Genomic DNA, 17,061 nt, shown 5'->3' with positions numbered 1-17,061 from the left:
TCTCCGTCGCAGCCGGCCACCCCGAGCGGCGGACAGTGCGTCGACGGGGAACGGCCGCCACGAGCCTGCGCTGCCCGGGTGCCACGACAGCACCCGGGCAGCGTCGTCTCCCGGTCGCGACGACGCGGCACGGCGACCGGCACCCGAGGAGCCGTGACCACCCCGCGGGCACCCTCCTCCCCGCACGACCGATGAAAAGGGTCGCAGGACGGGGGAGGATGGACACGTGAGCAGCTATGTCGCCCCACCCCCCGACCTGCCCCCCGGAGACCCCTACGCCCCCTTCCGGCCACGCTGGGGCACCGCAGTGGCATACACCGCCGCCGTCGCGATCCTGGCAGGTTGCACCTTCGTCGCCCTGGTCGCGACCGGCCCCGGGACCGACTCCGGATGGAACAAAGCCGCCACGATCGGCGTCGGCGCCTTCTGCGCCCTCGTCCTGTGGCGCCTCGGCCAGGTCCGGGCCACCGTCACCCCCGAGCACCTGACCGTGCACAACATCGTCTTCACCCGCCGCCTGGACTGGCCCCAGGTCGTCTCCGTGCGCTTCGGCCCCGGCGACCCCTGGGTACGCCTCGACCTGTCGGACGGCAAGGCGCTCGCGGTCATGGGCATCCAGCGCGCGGACGGTGCACGACGCAGCGAGAACGAGGCGGCGCGGTTGGCGGCGCTCGTCGTGGCCCACGGCGAGGGGCGCGAGGACTGACGCGACGCCGTCGGGCCCGGAGGACGCTCGCCTGGCCCCGCCCCGCAGCGAGCGCGTGTCTCGGGCACGGTGCACGGCGCGGGCCGAGGTCCGGAGCGGTCCTCGGGAACGCGAGAGGGCCCCCGGAACCAGCAGGTTCCAGGGGCCCTCTCGTCGTGCTCAGCGGCCGGGGATCAGGCCACGCGGACGATCAGCGCTCGCCGGCGCGGAAGCGGGGAGCCTTGCGCTCGCCGCCGCGCTCGGGGCGCTCGTCGTAGCGACCGGCCGGGCCGTGGCCCGAGTGACCGCCCGAGTAGCCGCCCGAGCGAGGCGCGGAGCCACCCGTACGGGGCCCGCGGGCGCCCTGAGGCGCACCCTGGTCCACCTGGATGCGCAGCGACTTGCCCGCGACACGGGCCCGCGAGATGCGGTCGATCGTGGCGGAGTCGAGCGGGGTCGCGATGTCGACGAGCGAGAAGCTCGGGAAGATGTCGATCTTGCCGAGGTCCTTGCCGTTGAGCCCGCCCTCGTTGGTCAGGGCGCCCACGATGCCCGACGGCTGAGCGCCGTGCGTGTGCCCGACGGCCAGGCGGTAGCGGGTGCCCACCGCGTCGCGACGGATGCCACGCTCGCCGCCACGGCCACCCTCACGGGGGCCACGCGAGTCGCGCTCGCCGTAGGGGCGGGACTCGCGCTCACGGCGAGCGTTCTTCGCCTCGGCGCGCTGCGCCTCGAAGAGCTCCTGCTCCTCGCGGGCCTTGGGGCCGTCGTCACCCACCGACAGGGCGACCAGGACCGCTGCCAGGTCGATCGGGTCGACGTCCGACTCGGCGACGTACGCCGCGACCAGGTCGCGGTACATCGACAGCCGGCCAGCGGCCTGACGCTCGGCGACCTGACCGAGGATGCGACGTGCCTTGTGCGCGGAGACGTCCGCGGGGGAGGGCACGTCGACCTCTTCGAGGCTCGCACGGATGGTCTTCTCGATGAACTTCAGACGGTTGCGCTCGCCCGGGGTCACGAAGCTCAGCGCCTCACCCGTACGACCGGCACGACCCGTACGACCGATGCGGTGCACGTACGCCTCGGGCTCGCCCGGCAGGTCGAAGTTCACGACCAGGCCGATGCGGTCCACGTCCAGGCCACGGGCCGCGACGTCCGTCGCGACCAGGACGTCCAGGGCGCCAGAGCGCAGACGCTCGACGATCTTCTCGCGGTCCTTCTGCGCCACGTCGCCGGAGATCGTGGCTGCCGAGATGCCGCGCTCGACGAGGGCCGAGCCGACCTCCTCGGCCGCTCCACGGGTCCGGGTGAACACGATCGCCGCGTCCGCGTCCGACGTCGCGAGCACGCGCACCAGGGCACCCGTCTTGTGACGGAACGGCACGACCGAGTACGTCTGGCGCACCGAGGTGACCGTCGAGGACTGACGGGTGACCGCGATCTCGACCGGGTCGTTCAGGTGCTGGGCGGCCACGCGGCGGATCGGAGCGGGCATCGTCGCGGAGAACAGCGCGACCTGACGCTCCTTGGGGGCCTGGCCGAAGATCTTCTCGACGTCCTCGGCGAAGCCCATGCGGAGCATCTCGTCGGCCTCGTCCAGGACCAGGTAGCGGATGTCGTCGAGCACGAGGCTGCGACGCTCCAGGTGGTCCATCACGCGGCCGGGGGTCCCGACGACGATCTGTGCACCGCGCTGCAGGGCGCGCTGCTGCGGCTGGTAGGGGGAGCCGCCGTAGACCGCGACGACCTCGACACCCGGAACGTGCTTGGCGAAGGTCTCGATGGCCTCGGCCACCTGCATCGCGAGCTCACGCGTCGGGGCCAGGACCAGGCCCTGGACGCGACCCAGGTTCGGATCGATCGCGGCGAGCATCGGCAGACCGAACGCGGCGGTCTTGCCCGTGCCGGTCTGGGCGACGCCCGTGATGTCACGCCCGGAGAGCAGGGCGGGGATCGCACGCTCCTGGATGGCGGAGGGGATCGTGAAGCCAAGGTCCGTCACGGCCTTGAGGATGTTCGTCGGCAGGCCCAGGTCCGCGAAGGTGGGGCCGGACTGCTCGGCAGGAGCCGGCACCTGGGCGGTCTCGACCTGGTCGAGGGCGTGCATGGGCGCAGAGGTGTCAAGAGACATAGAGATGTGTTCAACCGTTTCGCTGAGGGTGGGAGTTACGCGTGGTTGCCAAGTCGGCTCTCCACTGGCCGCACTCCCGAACACACACCGGTGACTCGCCCGCGCAAAAACAGCGGCGGGCCACACTCACACGAACACGCGGGAACAGCGACGAACTCCAGATTGTGCTGCCAGTCTACGCGACGCCCGCCCCGGAGGAGGAACGAGGGCCCGGTGACGTCGAGCACAGGGCTCCGCGGGCGAGTGCCGGACACGACGCAGCCACGCCTCCGCGAGGTTCCCGAGGCCGCTGTCGCGCACACCACCTCCGGCCATATCCATATGAACCGGAAGAACCGGTCACAACGCCCCGCCGGACACCAGAAATGCCAGCACCCGGCCCCCGCCCGGCCCTAGGATGACCAACCGTAGGATGGACACAGCACAGGACGCACGGAGCAACGGACGGTGGGCGTGGCAGCAGATCAAGAGGTCAGCTCACGCATCCTCACGATCCCCAACACCATCAGCCTCCTCCGGCTCGCCCTCGTCCCCGTGTTCGCGGTCCTCATCGTCCGCGGCAACGACGAGTGGGCGCTGGCGGTCCTCGCGATCTCCGGCGCCTCGGACTGGCTCGACGGCGTGCTCGCCCGACGCCTCGACCAGGTCACCAAGCTCGGACAGATGCTCGATCCCGCAGCCGATCGGCTCTTCATCCTGGTCACCCTCGTCGGTCTCGCCTGGAGAGACGTCGTGCCCCTCTGGGTGCTGGTCGTCATCCTGGCGCGCGACGTGACGCTCCTGTGCCTCCTGCCCGTCCTCACGCGGCACGGCTACGGCCCCCTGCCCGTGAGCTTCGTCGGCAAGGCGGCCACCTTCGCCCTCCTCTACGCCTTCCCGCTGCTGCTGCTCGCAGAAGCGCCCGGCGCCCTCGGGGCGACCGCCTCGATCATCGGCTGGGCCTTCACCGGCTGGGGCGTCGGGCTCTACTGGCTCGCGGGCATCCAGTACATCCGGCAGACCCGGCAGCTCGTCGCACCCCGCACCGACCCCCAGGAGACGGCCGCAGGATGACCCACGCCCCGCGCAACGACGCGTCCTCCTCCCGACACGGGAAGCCTGCGCTCGACGCGTCCATGACGCTCCTCACCGAGGTCATGGACCGGCCTCTCGACGCCGGCTACGCCGAGGCTGCCGCGCGCCGCGCCGCGGGGGACGAACCGCCGCGCAAGACCCGCACCTGGGTGCTCGTCGCAGCGCTCGCCGTCCTGCTGGGATTCGTGACGGCCGCGGCGACGATCGACCTGCGCGCCCCGCAGGGCGCCGCGATCGAGGCACGACGGGTGCTCGAGAAGGAGATCCTGAACCGGCGCGAGGAGGTGGACGCGCTCTCCGCCCAGGCCACTGCCCTGAGCGAGGAGATCGAGACCCTGCAGACCGACGCGCTCGCCGACGTCGACCCGGCGTTGCTGGAGACCCTCCAGATCGACGGCGTCGCCAACGGCTCGATCGCGGTCACCGGGCCGGGGCTCGTGATCACGCTCAACGACGCCGCGGAGGGCGTGGGCGCCGACGACCAGTCGCTCAACAAGAAGGTGCAGGACGGTGACCTCCAGCGCGTGGTCAACGCCCTGTGGGCCTCTGGCGCCGAGGCCATCGCGATCAACGGGCAGCGCCTCACGCCGCTCAGCGCCGTCCGCAGCGCGGGCGAGGCGATCCTCGTGGACCTCCAACCCCTGATCGCCCCGTACCGGGTCGAGGCGATCGGCGACCCGGCGACGCTCGAGACCGAGTTCGCCCGCTCGTCCGCCCCGGGGTACCTCAGCACCATCAGCTCCACGTGGGGGATCCAGTACAGCCGGATCGCCCAGAGCAAGCTCTCGTTGCCGGGAAACGGGATCCAACGACTGTTCTACGCGCACGCCGTAGACTCCACGGCAGCCACAGGTGACGAGCCTGGGGCGCCGACCGGGCAGGACGGCGAGTCGACGGGGGAGACGAAGAGCCCCGCGTCGTCGACCGGTCCCACCGGAGCCGACAGTTCACACGCAGGGCAGGAGAGCACGGAATGATCGCAGTCGTCGGACTGGTCCTCGGAGTCGTGGCGGGGCTCGTGCTCCAACCCACCGTCCCCGTGGCCCTTCAGCCCTACCTGCCCATCGCGGTCGTCGCGGCGCTCGACGCGCTCTTCGGTGGCTTGCGCGCCATGCTCGACGGGCTCTTCAACGACAAGGTCTTCCTCGTCTCGTTCCTCTCGAACGTGGTCGTCGCGGCACTCATCGTCTTCCTCGGCGACCAGCTCGGTGTGGGAACCCAGCTCTCGACGGGCGTCGTCGTGGTCCTCGGCATCCGCATCTTCTCCAACGCCGCTGCCATCCGTCGGCACCTGTTCAAGGCGTAGGTGACGCGATGACGACGAGCTCCGCCCCCGAGGACAACGACTCCGTGAACCCCGACGCCCCCTCGACCTCCGCGGCTCCGCAGGACGCGGCCGCCCCGAGGGCTGCCGTGCCTGGGGGACCGGTCGTGCGTCCCGAGGGGGACGCCGCGGTACCGGCCGACCCGACGGCCGACGAGGACGAGAGCGCCGCGGTGGTGCCGTCCGAGCCCGACGCAGCGGAGACCGCCGTCGAGCACGTCGTGGACGAGGTGCCCATCGCACCGCCGGCCGGTCCGGCGACCGCCCCTCCCGTCGCGGAGCGGGCCGACGTCGCTCCCGTGACCGACGACCCGGTGACCGTGCAGGGCGAGCAGGTGGCGGAGGGGACGGAGCCCCTGGACGAGGCTCCGGCGGCACAGAGCGCGCCCGACGGGCACGCAGTCCTCGGCGAGGCAGCTCCCGTCTCCCGGGCCGAACCCCTCGCGTCCAGCCCGCCCGCGAGCCCGGATCGCCCGCACGGGCGTCACGAGGCGGAAGACGTCGCTCCAGCCTCCTCGGCGCCGAAGGGCACCGAGTCGCCCGCCGGGTGGTCGAAGCTCGGTCGGGCCATGCGACCGCAGGTCACCCGCTCCCAGCTCCTCGCCGGCCTGCTGTGCGCACTGCTCGGGTTCGCACTGGCTGTCCAGGTGAGCCAGACGCAGGAGCAGCAGCTCTCGTCCCTGCGTCAGAGCGACCTGGTCCGACTCCTGGACGACGTGACGCAGCGCGCGAACGCGCTCGAGACGCGCGTCGAGGGGCTCCAGGACACCCGCGACGAGCTGAGCTCCGGGTCCGGGCAGCAGCGGGCCGCCCTCGAGCTCGCCCAGAGACAGTCCGAGACGCAGGGAATCCTCTCGGGGCGCCTCCCCGCGGAGGGGCCGGGGATCACGTTGACGATCACCGAGACCGACGAGCGGATCCCTGCGCACAAGCTCTTCAACATTCTCGAGGAGCTGCGCAACGCGGGAGTCGAGGTCGTGGAGGTCAACGGTATCCGCCTGGTCACGAGCAGCTACTTCGAGGAGACGAGCCGGGGGATGGTGGTCGACGGCCAGAAGATCGCCTCGCCCTACCAGTGGAAGGCCATCGGCGACCCGTCGACGCTCGAGACCGCCCTCGAGATTCCTGGCGGTGCGATGTCCTCGGTGCGCAACGAGGGCGCCAGCCCGAAGATCACCCAGGAGGACCTCGTCACCATCTCGTCCACCCGCGAGCCGGAGACCCCGGAGTTCGCGACGCCCGTGCCTGCCGAGGGCGGGAACTGACCCTCTGGGCCGCGTGACGTGGGCGGATACTTTTCTCGGACCCGCCTGGCGGGGTAGGTTGGACGGGTTGGACGGGTATTGACCGCATCCCTGATGCTCGCAGGATGGAGCGCAGGAGCATGTAGTACCTTTCCGCCCAAGGCATTTTGCGCTGAATGCGTCACAACTCCCGAGGAGGCGAGATGACCACTCCAGGTGAATCTGCGGAGCCACGCCGGGGAGGTAGCGACACGACGGTCACGTTCGGCCGGATCGAGCTGCCGCTCGAGGAAGGGACGCAGCCCGGTGGCCTCTCCGCCGAGGAGCAGGCCGCGATCTCCGCGCTGCCCCGGCACTCTGCGCTGCTCGTCATGCAGCGCGGCCCCTCGGTCGGGTCACGTTTCCTCCTCGACGCCGAGCGGACGGTCGCCGGGCGGAGCGAGCACGCGGACATCTTCCTCGACGACGTCACGGTCTCGCGCAAGCACGCGGAGCCCGGCCGCGACGACGACAAGTTCGTGGTGCGCGACATCGGGTCGCTCAACGGTACCTACGTCAACCGCAACCGGGTCGACGCGGTGGCTCTCGTCACCGGCGACGAGGTGCAGATCGGCAAGTACCGACTCACCTTCTTCACCAGCCCTGTCCTCGGCCAGCCCGTGGGGTCGGCGGAAGGCGCGGCAGAGCACCCGTGAACCGGCCGGCACGCTCCCCCTGGGGACACGAGAACCGGTTCGACGGCAGCAGCGCGCTGACCCCCCGACCGGCCGACGAGGGCGACGTCGAGCAGCCTGGCGAGCCATGGCCGCAGGGCATCTCGCGGCGCGCCTCGATGCGCATCTCGGACGTCCTGCGCGCCTTGCGCACGGAGTTCCCCGGCGTGAGCCACTCGAAGCTCCGGTTCCTCGAGGAGCAGGGGCTCATCGACCCCGAGAGGACGCCGTCGGGCTACCGGCAGTACAGCCCCGCTGACGTCGAGAGGTTGCGCTACGTCCTGCTCGAGCAGCGCGACAGGTATCTCCCCCTCAAGGTCATCAAGGAGAACCTTGCCGCGCTCGACGCCGGCGAGGTCGTGGAGAACCCTGCCCTGCGCCTGGCGGCGAGCGACGGCGAGACGGAGACGACGGCGGCTCGCCAGAGGTACACCGTCGGTTCGCTGGCGACCACGGTGGGGGTGGACGTCTCCCTGGTCGAGGGGCTGATCTCTGCAGGCGTCCTGCGCCAGGCTCCCGGTGGGCAGCTCGACGCATGGTCCCTCGAGGTCGTCCAGCTCGCGGCGGCGCTCGGAGAGTACGGGATCGAACCGCGTCACCTCCGGCTGCTCCGGACGTCGGCGGACCGCCACGTCGGACTGGTCGAGCAGGTCGTGGCACCGTGGCGCAGCCAGCAGTCCTCGTCGGCGCGTGCGCACGCCGGGGCCCTCGCGGGCGAGGTCGGCGAGCTCTTCGCCAAGCTCCACACGGTCTGGCTGCGCCAGGGCGTGGGAGACCTCACGAACTGAGCCGCACCGGTGCGGCGCTGGTCCGACGGGCGCTCCTGGAGCGAGGTTCAGGGCCGCAGGTGCTCCTCCCACTGACGGACGGCGCGTGCCGTCGTACGGTGGACGGGTGAGCAACGAGGTGCCGATGGTCCCGGTGGAGGTACTCGGCGTGCGCCAGCAGCAGGGCGCCGGGCAGGAGATCGTCGTGCTGCTCCTGGATCCCGCGGCGGAGCTGGTGGTGCCGATCATCATCGGCCCGCGCGAGGCGAGTGCGATCGCGATGGCACAGGCGCACCTGACCGCCCCGCGGCCCATGACCCACGACCTGCTCCGTGACGTCCTCGAGGCGGTGCAGGTCGGTCTGCTGCGGGTCGAGATCGTGGCGCTGGACGACGGCATCTTCTTCGCGGAGATGGTCCTCAGCACGGGGGTCCGGGTGGACGCGAGGGCGTCGGACGCGATCGCGGTCGCCGTGCGCACCGAGAGCCCGGTCATGTGCTCCGCGGAGATCGTCGCGCTCGCCGGGGTGGAGATCGTCGACCCGGAGCAGCAGCGAGAGGTCGCCGAGTTCCGCGACTTCCTCGAGCACGTTTCACCCGAGGACTTCGGACCTTCCGAACGAGGTGAGGAGCCGGGGGACCGATAGCTGCCGAACGTTCACCCAGAGGTGCTGGCGACAATTCGGCAAAACGGACGAACCTTCGATCATTCAGGGAGACAAGAGGGGTATTTCGGGTAAAGTCGGACAGGCGATCTCCGGCGCAGCGCGTCCGGTCCTCACCGTCTGGCGCGTGGCCGCGGTGACAGGGGACCTGCGCGACACGCTCGGTTCTCAAGGCCTCGGTCGTTGACGCTCCCCGACCCCGGGCCTAGCGTGGAGTCCACATCATCCTTGGAGGCACAGTGAACAGCAGCGGCAGAGCTGGAGCGGAGCCAGGGGCTCCTGCTTCCCACGCGGCCCAGGGCCTGCTGTTCGGCGAGGACATCACCGAGCACGACACGACCACCGGATATCGCGGCCCCACGGCGTGCCGCGTCGCCGGCATCACCTATCGGCAGCTGGACTACTGGGCCCGTACCGGCCTGGTCGAGCCGACGGTCCGGTCGGCCTCCGGCTCGGGGACGCACCGGCTCTACGGCTTCCGGGACATCCTCGTCCTCAAGATCGTCAAGCGACTCCTCGACACCGGGGTGTCGCTGCAGCAGATCCGCACCGCGGTCGAGCACCTGCGCGAACGCGGCGTGAACGACCTCGCACAGATCACGCTCATGAGCGACGGTGCGAGCGTGTACGAGTGCACGTCTGCGGACGAGGTCGTCGACCTGGTCCAGGGTGGCCAGGGAGTCTTCGGCATCGCGGTGGGGCGCGTCTGGCGTGAGGTCGAGGGAACGCTGAGCGACATGCCGGCCGAGTCCCTGGGGGATGACGAGACGCCGGGCGTACCCACCGAGGACGAGCTCGAGCTCCGCCGTCGGGCACGCAGCGCAGGCTGAAGCCCTCCGACGCACCTCACGCCGCCGAGGCGTGAGCCAGGACCCCGCCCCGGCGGGGTCTTCCTCTGTCCGGGCCGAGGCCGACCGGCTCGTGGCGAGGAGCACTTTTTTGCCCTCTCGTCCGGTTCCGGTGCCGTCCCGCGGCGGCGGCCGTGCGAAGATCACCTCTGGACGTCCCCGGCTCGCGCCGGTGCGACGCCCGTGACGAGCGGGTGCGCGGACCTCTTCTCGCGGTGGTCCGGAGCCCGACCCACGATGACGGATGGGGTACTTGGTGTTCTCGAAGGTTCTGGTCGCCAACCGCGCGGAGATCGCGGTTCGGGCGTTTCGCGCGGCGTACGAGCTCGGCTCCCGGACGGTGGCCGTCTTCCCCTACGAGGATCGGAACTCCGAGCACCGCCTGAAGGCCGACGAGGCGTACAGGATCGGCGAAGAGGGACACCCGGTCCGCGCCTACCTCGACATCGAGGAGATCGTGCGCGTCGCCAAGGACGCCGGCGCGGACGCGATCTACCCCGGCTACGGCTTCCTGTCGGAGAACCCCGACCTCGCGCGGGCCTGCCAGCAGGCGGGCATCGCGTTCGTCGGACCGCCGCCCGAGGTCCTCGAGCTCGCGGGCAACAAGGTGCGCGCGCTCAAGGCCGCCAAGGAGGCGGGCATCCCCGTCCTGGCGTCGAGCGAGCCCTCGGCGGACATCGACGAGCTCATCGCGGCCGCGGACGAGATCGGGTTCCCCATCTTCGCCAAGGCCGTCGCGGGCGGCGGCGGTCGCGGAATGCGCCGCGTCGACCGACGCGAGGACCTGCCCGAGGCCCTGGCGGCCGCGATGCGGGAGGCCGACGGCGCGTTCGGCGACCCGACCATGTTCCTCGAGCAGGCCGTGCTGCGCCCGCGTCACATCGAGGTGCAGATCCTCGCCGACGGCCAGGGCAACGTCGTCCACCTGTACGAGCGCGACTGCTCGGTCCAGCGGCGCCACCAGAAGGTGATCGAGATCGCCCCGGCGCCGAACCTGGACCCGGCGATCCGTGACGCCCTGTGCGCCGACGCCGTGAAGTTCGCGCGGTCGATCGGGTACCAGAACGCCGGCACGGTCGAGTTCCTCCTCGACACCGTGGGGGAGCGGGCCGGCCAGCACGTGTTCATCGAGATGAACCCGCGCATCCAGGTCGAGCACACGGTCACCGAGGAGGTCACCGACATCGACCTCGTGTCGTCGCAGATGCGCATCGCGGCGGGGGAGTCCCTGGAGGACCTGGGCATCCGTCAGGAGGACGTCCACGTCAACGGCGCGGCGCTCCAGTCCCGCATCACGACCGAGGACCCTTCGAACGGGTTCCGGCCCGACACGGGCCGCATCGTGGCCTACCGTTCGCCCGGCGGCGCCGGTGTCCGCCTCGACGGGGCGACCGCTACCGCCGGGTCGGAGATCTCGGGCCACTTCGACTCGATGCTCGTCAAGCTGACGTGCCGTGGTCGTGACTACCCGACGGCGGTGCGACGTGCCCGGCGCGCCCTGGCGGAGTTCCGCATCCGTGGCATCCGCACGAACATCCCCTTCCTGCAGGCGGTCCTCTCGGACGCCGAGTTCATCGCGGGAAACCTGTCGACGTCGTTCATCGACGAGCGCCCCGAGCTGCTCGCCGCACGCGAGAGCGCCGACCGTGGCACCCGGCTCCTGAGCTACCTGGGAGACGTGACCGTCAACCGGCCGAACGGGCCGGGCACGGGCGCGATCGACCCGGTGGCGAAGCTCCCCGCCCTGGACCTGTCCGTGGCCCCGGTGCCCGGGAGCAGGCAGCAGCTGCTCGAGCTGGGACCTGAGGGTTTCGCCCGTGCGCTGCGTGCGGAGACCGCGGTCAAGGTCACCGACACCACGTTCCGCGACGCCCACCAGTCCCTGCTGGCCACCCGGGTCCGCACGCACGACCTGCTCGCCGTCGCCCCCTACGTCGCTCGACTGACCCCGCAGCTGCTGTCGGTCGAGGCCTGGGGCGGCGCGACGTACGACGTCGCGCTCCGTTTCCTCGGTGAGGACCCGTGGGCTCGCCTCGCGGCGCTGCGTGCGGCGATGCCGAACGTGGCGCTCCAGATGCTGCTGCGCGGCCGCAACACGGTGGGGTACACGCCGTACCCCACCGAGGTCACCGAGGCGTTCGTCCGCGAGGCCGCGGCGACGGGTGTCGACATCTTCCGGATCTTCGACGCGCTCAACGACGTCGAGCAGATGCGCCCGGCGATCGACGCCGTGCGGGCGACCGGCACCGCGGTGGCCGAGGTCGCGCTGTGCTATACGGGCAACCTGCTCGACCCGGCCGAGAGCCTCTACACGCTCGACTACTACCTCGAGCTCGCCGAGCGCATCGTCGACGCCGGCGCCCACGTGCTCGCCATCAAGGACATGGCAGGCCTCCTGCGTCCCGCTGCCGCGGCACGCCTGGTCTCGGCGCTGCGCGAGCGGTTCGACCTGCCCGTCCACCTGCACACGCACGACACGTCGGGCGGACAGATGGCCACGCTCATGGCTGCCGTCGCCGCGGGTGTCGACGCGGTCGACGTCGCAAGCGCCGCGATGGCGGGCACCACGAGCCAGCCCTCGATGTCTGCGCTCGTCGCAGGCCTCGAGCACACCGACCGCGACACGGGTCTGTCGCTGCGCGCGGTGTGCGACCTGGAACCGTACTGGGAGGCCGTGCGTCGCCTGTACGCGCCGTTCGAGTCCGGGCTCTCGAGCCCCACGGGCCGCGTCTACGAGCACGAGATCCCAGGCGGTCAGCTCTCCAACCTCCGCCAGCAGGCCATCGCGCTCGGCCTGGGGGACCGGTTCGAGCAGATCGAGGCCACCTACGCCGCCGCCGACCGCATCCTCGGTCGCCTCGTGAAGGTGACGCCGTCCTCGAAGGTCGTGGGCGACCTGGCGCTGCAGCTCGTGGCCCGTGGAGCGGACCCGGCGGACTTCGCCGAGAACCCCCAGGACTACGACATCCCCGACTCGGTCATCGCGTTCCTGGGTGGAGAGCTCGGGGACCCGCCCGGTGGTTGGCCCGAGCCCTTCCGTAGCAAGGCTCTCGCAGGTCGCGTCGTGCGCACGCCCGTGACGCCCCTCAGCGACGAGGACCAGGCGGACCTCGACGGCGACTCGGCCGCTCGCCGCAACCGCCTCAACCACCTGCTGTTCGCCGGTCCCACCAAGGACTACGAGACGACGCGCGCAGCGTTCGGCGACGTGTCCGTCCTGGGCACGCAGGCCTACCTGTACGGCCTCACGCCCGGCGAGGAGGTCGAGGTCTCGCTCGAGCGCGGTGTCAAGCTCCTCGTGGGCCTCGAGGCCGTCGGCGTCCCCGACGAGCGCGGCATGCGCACCGTCATGTTCACCCTCAACGGCCAGCTGCGTCCGCTCCAGGTGCGTGACCGTTCGATCGAGGTCGACGCGTCGCTCGCCGAGAAGGCCGACCCTGCCGCGCCGGGTCAGATCGCGGCGCCGTTCGCCGGTGCGGTGACACCCGTCGTGCACGAGGGTGACGTCGTCGAGGCGGGGCAGACGGTCGCGACGGTCGAGGCCATGAAGATGGAGGCCGCGATCACGACCCCCGTGGGCGGGACCGTGCAGCGCGTGGCGATCGGCGCTGTCCAGCAGCTCGAGGGCGGGGACCTGGTGCTCGTCGTCGTGTGACGACGAGCCCGGGCGACGGCCTGGAGCACAGGGGCCAGCGGGCCGGGTGGAAGCAGTGCGCTTCCCCCGGCCCGCTGGCGTCGGCGGGGTGGGCCCCCGTCATCGCGGTGTCGAGGGGGAGCGCCTACCTCCTGCTCGCCCTCTGACCCGGCGCGACGGCCCGCCGCGCGGCACACTGGAACCAGCCCCCAGCCACTCCACCGAAGGCGACAGATGCGCATCACGTTCCACGGACACTCCTGCGTCGCGCTCGAGCACGCGGCGACCATGCTGACCTTCGATCCCGGGACCTTCGCGGACACCGCAGCGGCGCTGGCCGACCCTGGGACGCTGCTCGTGACGCACGCGCACCCCGACCACCTCGACGTCGACGCCGTCCGGGCCGCGCTGGCGGCCCACCCCGAGCTGCGCGTCGTCGGACCGGAGGCCGCGTTCGACCGGTTGGGGGAGACGCCCGACGGCGACCGGTTACAGGTGGTCGAACCGGGAGACGTCCTGACCATCGGGTCGTTCTCGGTGCTGGTCGGAGGAGGGCAGCACGCGCTCATCCACCCGGACGTGCCACGGGTCGCCAACGTCACCTACCTGGTGTCGGCCGGCGGGGTACGTGCCTACCACCCGGGCGACTCGTTCAGCCCGCCCCTGACGGACGACCGTCTCGACGTCCTGCTCGCGCCGGTGTCCGCGCCGTGGATGAAGATCGCTGAGGGCATCGACTTCGTCCGGTCGCTCGACCCGTGGGTCATGATCCCCATCCACGACGCGATCCTGTCGGCCCCGGGCCTCGGCCTGGTCCACCGGTTGTTCGGCGAGGGGCGCACGGGCGGTACCTACGACTACCACCCGCTCGAGGTGGGCGGGCATCTCGACGTCACCCCGAGAGGCGAGGAGCAGACCATGACCGACGAGACCGTGCCGTACCGCGACCCGGAGGCGGTCGCCTACGCGATCCTGCGCGAGCACCCCGAGTTCGACGAGGTGCCCACCATCGAGGTCGACGAGACCGTCCCGCCTCGCCCCGAGGAGGAGGTCGCGGACGCCACGCGGGAGTAGGTGCTGGGGGCGGCGGGCCTACAGCAGCGGGCGCAGCGGCGTGAGCGCGACCTCGCCGAGCTTGGCGGCGAGCGACCTCCCGGACCACTCGTCGAGCGTGAGCTCGCGGCAGTTGCTGAGATCGACGTCGTAGACCTTCTCCATCTGCGCCGCGATGCCGGCGTCGACGATCTCGAGGTTGACCTCGTAGTTCCCGGTGAGGCTGAGACGGTCGATGTTGGCCGTGCCGATCGTCGTCCAGCGGCCGTCGATCGTCGCCGTCTTCGCGTGGACCATGGCGTCCTTGTAGAGCCAGATGGTCACGCCGCCGCGCAGCAGGGTCGTGTACAGGCCCTTGGAGAGCCAGTCCGCCACGACGTGGTTCGAGCGCTCGGGGACCAGGACACGGACGTCGACGCCGCGCTGCGCCGCCATGAGCAGGGCGTCGAGGATCTCACGGTCGGGGATGAAGTACGCCTGCGTGATGTAGATGTGGTCCGACGCGCGGTCGATCGCGTCCAGGTAGATGCCGCGGATCGGGAAGACCAGGTGGGCGGGGGCGTTGCGGGCCGCGCGGAGCTCGGGCAGCCACAGCCGTGACCCCGGGTCCTCGAGGCGCGGCTGGCCCGGCTTGCGGTTCGAGTTCCAGAAGTCGACGAACGCGTTGCGCAGCTCCCAGGTGGACGGCCCCGCGAGCCGGATGTGGGTGTCACGCCACTGCGTCGCGTACATGGCGCCGATGTTGTACCCGCCGACGAACCCGATCTCGTCGTCGACGACCAGGATCTTGCGGTGGTCACGGCCGGACTTGCGGACGTTGAGCACCAGGACGCCCGGGCGGAAGACCGGGTAGCGGATCACGTGGATCGGGGCCGGGAACGTCAGGAACTCGCGGGGGACGACGAGGTTCGCGAAGCCGTCGTAGATCACGAAGACCTCGACGCCGCGCTCGGTCGCCTCGACGAGCGCGTCCTTGAACTCCTTGCCGAGCTCGTCGCCCTTCCAGATGTACGTCTCGAGCATGATGCGACGCTTGGCCCCGCGGATGGCGGCGAGCATCTCGCGGTAGAGGTCGTCGCCGTAGGTGAAGATCGTCGTCGACGTCTCGCCGACGCTTCCCTCGGCGGGGGCGGAGCGGGGGAACTTGCTGGGGTCTGTGACACGTCGCTTGCGGATGGCGTCGGCGATCACCAGCCCGGTCGCGACGGTCACGGGGACCGCGACCGCGAGCACTGCTGCGCGGGCCATGACCGATCGAGCGAGCTGGACGGGAGAGGTCTTCGAGGGGCGCACCTGCTCACCGTAGCCTCAGGTCGCCGTGAGCACCTGGAGAAATGGGGTGACTTTGGCCGTTGCGGTCACTGCGTCTCCGCGTCACGGCTTGGTGGCGGCGTTTTCTCCTCCTATGTCCGTTTCGGGGAGTCCTTCGCTGCCCATCTCCGCAGGCAGTCCGGTCGACAGGGGGTGCGACCTGATCGCGGCCGCGAGCTCACCCTCGATCCGGTCGAGATAGACGCCCGTCGTGGCGATCGACGCGTGCCCCAGGAGCTCGGCGATGACCTTCACGTCCCAGCCCTGAGCCACGAGGAGTGTGGCGGTCGTGTGCCGCAGGGCATGAGGGGTGGCGGCCCGACGGTACTCCTCGGGCATGCGAGCGACGCACCGGTTGAGGAGCGCACGGATCGCCTGGGCGTCGATACGCCGGCCCCGCCAGGTGAGCAGGAGGGCGCGGGCGGCGTCGGCGTCACCCGGCCTGCGCGCCAGGAGAGAGGGGCGGAGCGTCGCGAGGTACTCGTCGAGCGCCCGCGCGAGGGGCTCGGACAGGCTGACGGTCCGCACCGTGCCGCCCTTGCCCTTGATCCGCCACCGGGTCTGGTCGGGTTCGCGGACGAAGTCGTCGACGTCCGCACGGGCGACCTCCGAGACCCGGGGGCCGAGGATGAGCAGGAGCGCGATGATGAGGCGGTCCCGCAGTGCGAGGTCGTGGTCAGGACGAGGACGTGCGGCGCCGCTCGTCTCGACCGGGACGTCCGTCGGTCGCGGCTTGGTGCTCGCGGTCACGAGGAGCGCCTGTGCGGCCGTGGCGGACAGCGCGGTGCGGGCGACGCGCAGGCCGCCACGGAGCCGGGCCGGGGGAGCGGCCCACTGCATCGGGTCGGCCTGGACCCACCCGTCGCGGGCCGCGTGCGTGAAGAACCGGGAGATCGACTGCCGGAACCTGTTGACGGTCGCCGCCGAACGACCCGGGCCGTCGGGCTTGGTACGCGGGTCCGTGTATCGCCCGTCCGGGGTGATCTGGTAGCGGAGGAGGAAGTCGTCGATGTCGGCGCCCGTGATGTCGTCGAGGACGGTCTCGGCGCCCGCGAGGGAGGAGAACTCCCGCAGGTCGCGCTCGTAGTTGCGCTGGGTGGTGGGGGAGAGGACGCCACGGAGCGTCTCCGCCGAGACGGAGGAGAGGTACGTGGCGACCGCCTCGGCGACGGTGACGCGGCGAAGGCGGGGAGGGGCGACCACCGAACAGCTCCTGGGGGACGGGACGAGACCGGACATCCGGAGCATAGGGGGCGCCACTGACAGCCGCGGGAGGGATCGAGTTCACGGCGTCTCACCACGGTGTTGTGCTAAACACAATGGTTTGTCGTGTATGTCCCAATTGAAGGAGCATACTGCAGCGCAGCATCATCGCGGAAGAGGTTGCCCCACGCGCCCTCAGGTGCCCGACTGCGCCACGACGGCTCCCTGATCATTGCTCCCCGGTGGCGGCGAACCTCTGGACGCCGGGCCTGGAGGGGGACCGGTCGCGAAGCGGGGCCAACCGCCAGCGATACACCCACCACGGTGCCGCGACGACGGCGACGACCGCCGTGAGGACGAGTGTCAGCGCCGTAACAGCGAGCACGGTTGCCAGGAGCGTCGCCATG

General features: G+C 71.1%; 14 protein-coding genes. 11 read left to right on the top strand and 3 right to left on the bottom strand.

What is annotated here, in order from left to right; all coding sequences use genetic code 11:
- Nucleotides 1-226 precede the first annotated feature (226 nt).
- On the top strand, nt 227-706 hold the full coding sequence (locus JOD48_RS10645; protein ID WP_307824095.1) for a PH domain-containing protein: 480 nt from the start codon (nt 227-229) through the stop codon (nt 704-706).
- 190 nt (nt 707-896) lie between these two features.
- Here JOD48_RS10645 and JOD48_RS10640 read toward each other — a convergent pair whose 3' ends face one another.
- Complete coding sequence (locus JOD48_RS10640; RefSeq protein ID WP_191790431.1) at nt 897-2,819, bottom strand: DEAD/DEAH box helicase; 1,923 nt, start codon at nt 2,817-2,819, stop codon at nt 897-899.
- 453 nt (nt 2,820-3,272) lie between these two features.
- On the opposite strand from JOD48_RS10640, the gene clsA reads away from it, so the two are divergent.
- The 10 genes from clsA to JOD48_RS10590 all read left to right on the top strand — a co-directional run bounded on the left by clsA (nt 3,273) and on the right by JOD48_RS10590 (nt 14,161).
- On the top strand, nt 3,273-3,872 hold the full coding sequence (gene clsA, locus JOD48_RS10635; RefSeq protein ID WP_191790430.1) for a cardiolipin synthase ClsA: 600 nt from the start codon (nt 3,273-3,275) through the stop codon (nt 3,870-3,872).
- On the top strand, nt 3,869-4,870 hold the full coding sequence (locus JOD48_RS10630) for a DUF881 domain-containing protein (RefSeq protein WP_191790429.1): 1,002 nt from the start codon (nt 3,869-3,871) through the stop codon (nt 4,868-4,870). The genes clsA and JOD48_RS10630 overlap by 4 nt, the downstream gene beginning before the upstream one ends.
- Nucleotides 4,867-5,199: a small basic family protein gene (locus JOD48_RS10625; RefSeq protein ID WP_030151349.1), complete on the top strand. Its 333-nt coding sequence runs from the start codon at nt 4,867-4,869 to the stop codon at nt 5,197-5,199. Before JOD48_RS10630 ends, JOD48_RS10625 begins: the two co-directional genes overlap by 4 nt.
- 8 nt (nt 5,200-5,207) lie before the next feature.
- On the top strand, nt 5,208-6,482 hold the full coding sequence (locus JOD48_RS10620; RefSeq protein WP_204808953.1) for a DUF881 domain-containing protein: 1,275 nt from the start codon (nt 5,208-5,210) through the stop codon (nt 6,480-6,482).
- Between the two features lie 182 nt (nt 6,483-6,664).
- A complete protein-coding gene (locus tag JOD48_RS10615; RefSeq protein WP_204808951.1) occupies nt 6,665-7,156 on the top strand; it encodes an FHA domain-containing protein in 492 nt (163 codons plus the stop codon).
- The gene (gene ftsR / locus JOD48_RS10610) at nt 7,153-7,962 is read left to right on the top strand and encodes a transcriptional regulator FtsR (RefSeq protein ID WP_307824093.1); all 810 of its coding nucleotides are present in this window, start codon (nt 7,153-7,155) and stop codon (nt 7,960-7,962) included. Before JOD48_RS10615 ends, ftsR begins: the two co-directional genes overlap by 4 nt.
- A 106-nt stretch (nt 7,963-8,068) precedes the next feature.
- Entirely contained in the window at nt 8,069-8,587 is a 519-nt protein-coding gene (locus tag JOD48_RS10605) for a bifunctional nuclease family protein (protein WP_372440726.1), read from the top strand.
- Between the two features lie 257 nt (nt 8,588-8,844).
- Nucleotides 8,845-9,435, top strand: a complete 591-nt coding sequence (locus tag JOD48_RS10600; protein ID WP_191790426.1) for a MerR family transcriptional regulator — start codon at nt 8,845-8,847, stop codon at nt 9,433-9,435.
- A gap of 274 nt (nt 9,436-9,709) precedes the next feature.
- Nucleotides 9,710-13,108 carry a pyruvate carboxylase gene (locus JOD48_RS10595; protein ID WP_191790514.1) on the top strand — a complete coding sequence of 1,133 codons (3,399 nt, stop codon included), beginning with the start codon at nt 9,710-9,712 and terminating at the stop codon, nt 13,106-13,108.
- 213 nt (nt 13,109-13,321) lie between these two features.
- Nucleotides 13,322-14,161 carry an MBL fold metallo-hydrolase gene (locus JOD48_RS10590; RefSeq protein ID WP_204808950.1) on the top strand — a complete coding sequence of 280 codons (840 nt, stop codon included), beginning with the start codon at nt 13,322-13,324 and terminating at the stop codon, nt 14,159-14,161.
- 18 nt (nt 14,162-14,179) lie between these two features.
- Here JOD48_RS10590 and JOD48_RS10585 read toward each other — a convergent pair whose 3' ends face one another.
- Both JOD48_RS10585 and JOD48_RS10580 read right to left on the bottom strand, forming a co-directional pair.
- Nucleotides 14,180-15,433: a phospholipase D-like domain-containing protein gene (locus tag JOD48_RS10585; protein WP_307824092.1), complete on the bottom strand. Its 1,254-nt coding sequence runs from the start codon at nt 15,431-15,433 to the stop codon at nt 14,180-14,182.
- An 81-nt stretch (nt 15,434-15,514) separates the two neighbouring features.
- Nucleotides 15,515-16,654, bottom strand: coding sequence for a tyrosine-type recombinase/integrase (locus tag JOD48_RS10580; RefSeq protein WP_191790424.1), 1,140 nt, complete (start codon nt 16,652-16,654; stop codon nt 15,515-15,517).
- Between the last annotated feature and the right edge of the window lie 407 nt (nt 16,655-17,061).

Source organism: Oerskovia paurometabola, assembly GCF_016907365.1.
Lineage (GTDB): Bacteria > Actinomycetota > Actinomycetes > Actinomycetales > Cellulomonadaceae > Oerskovia > Oerskovia paurometabola.
Note: the sequence above shows the minus strand (reverse complement) of the source record. Positions and strands in the feature narration are given on the sequence as shown.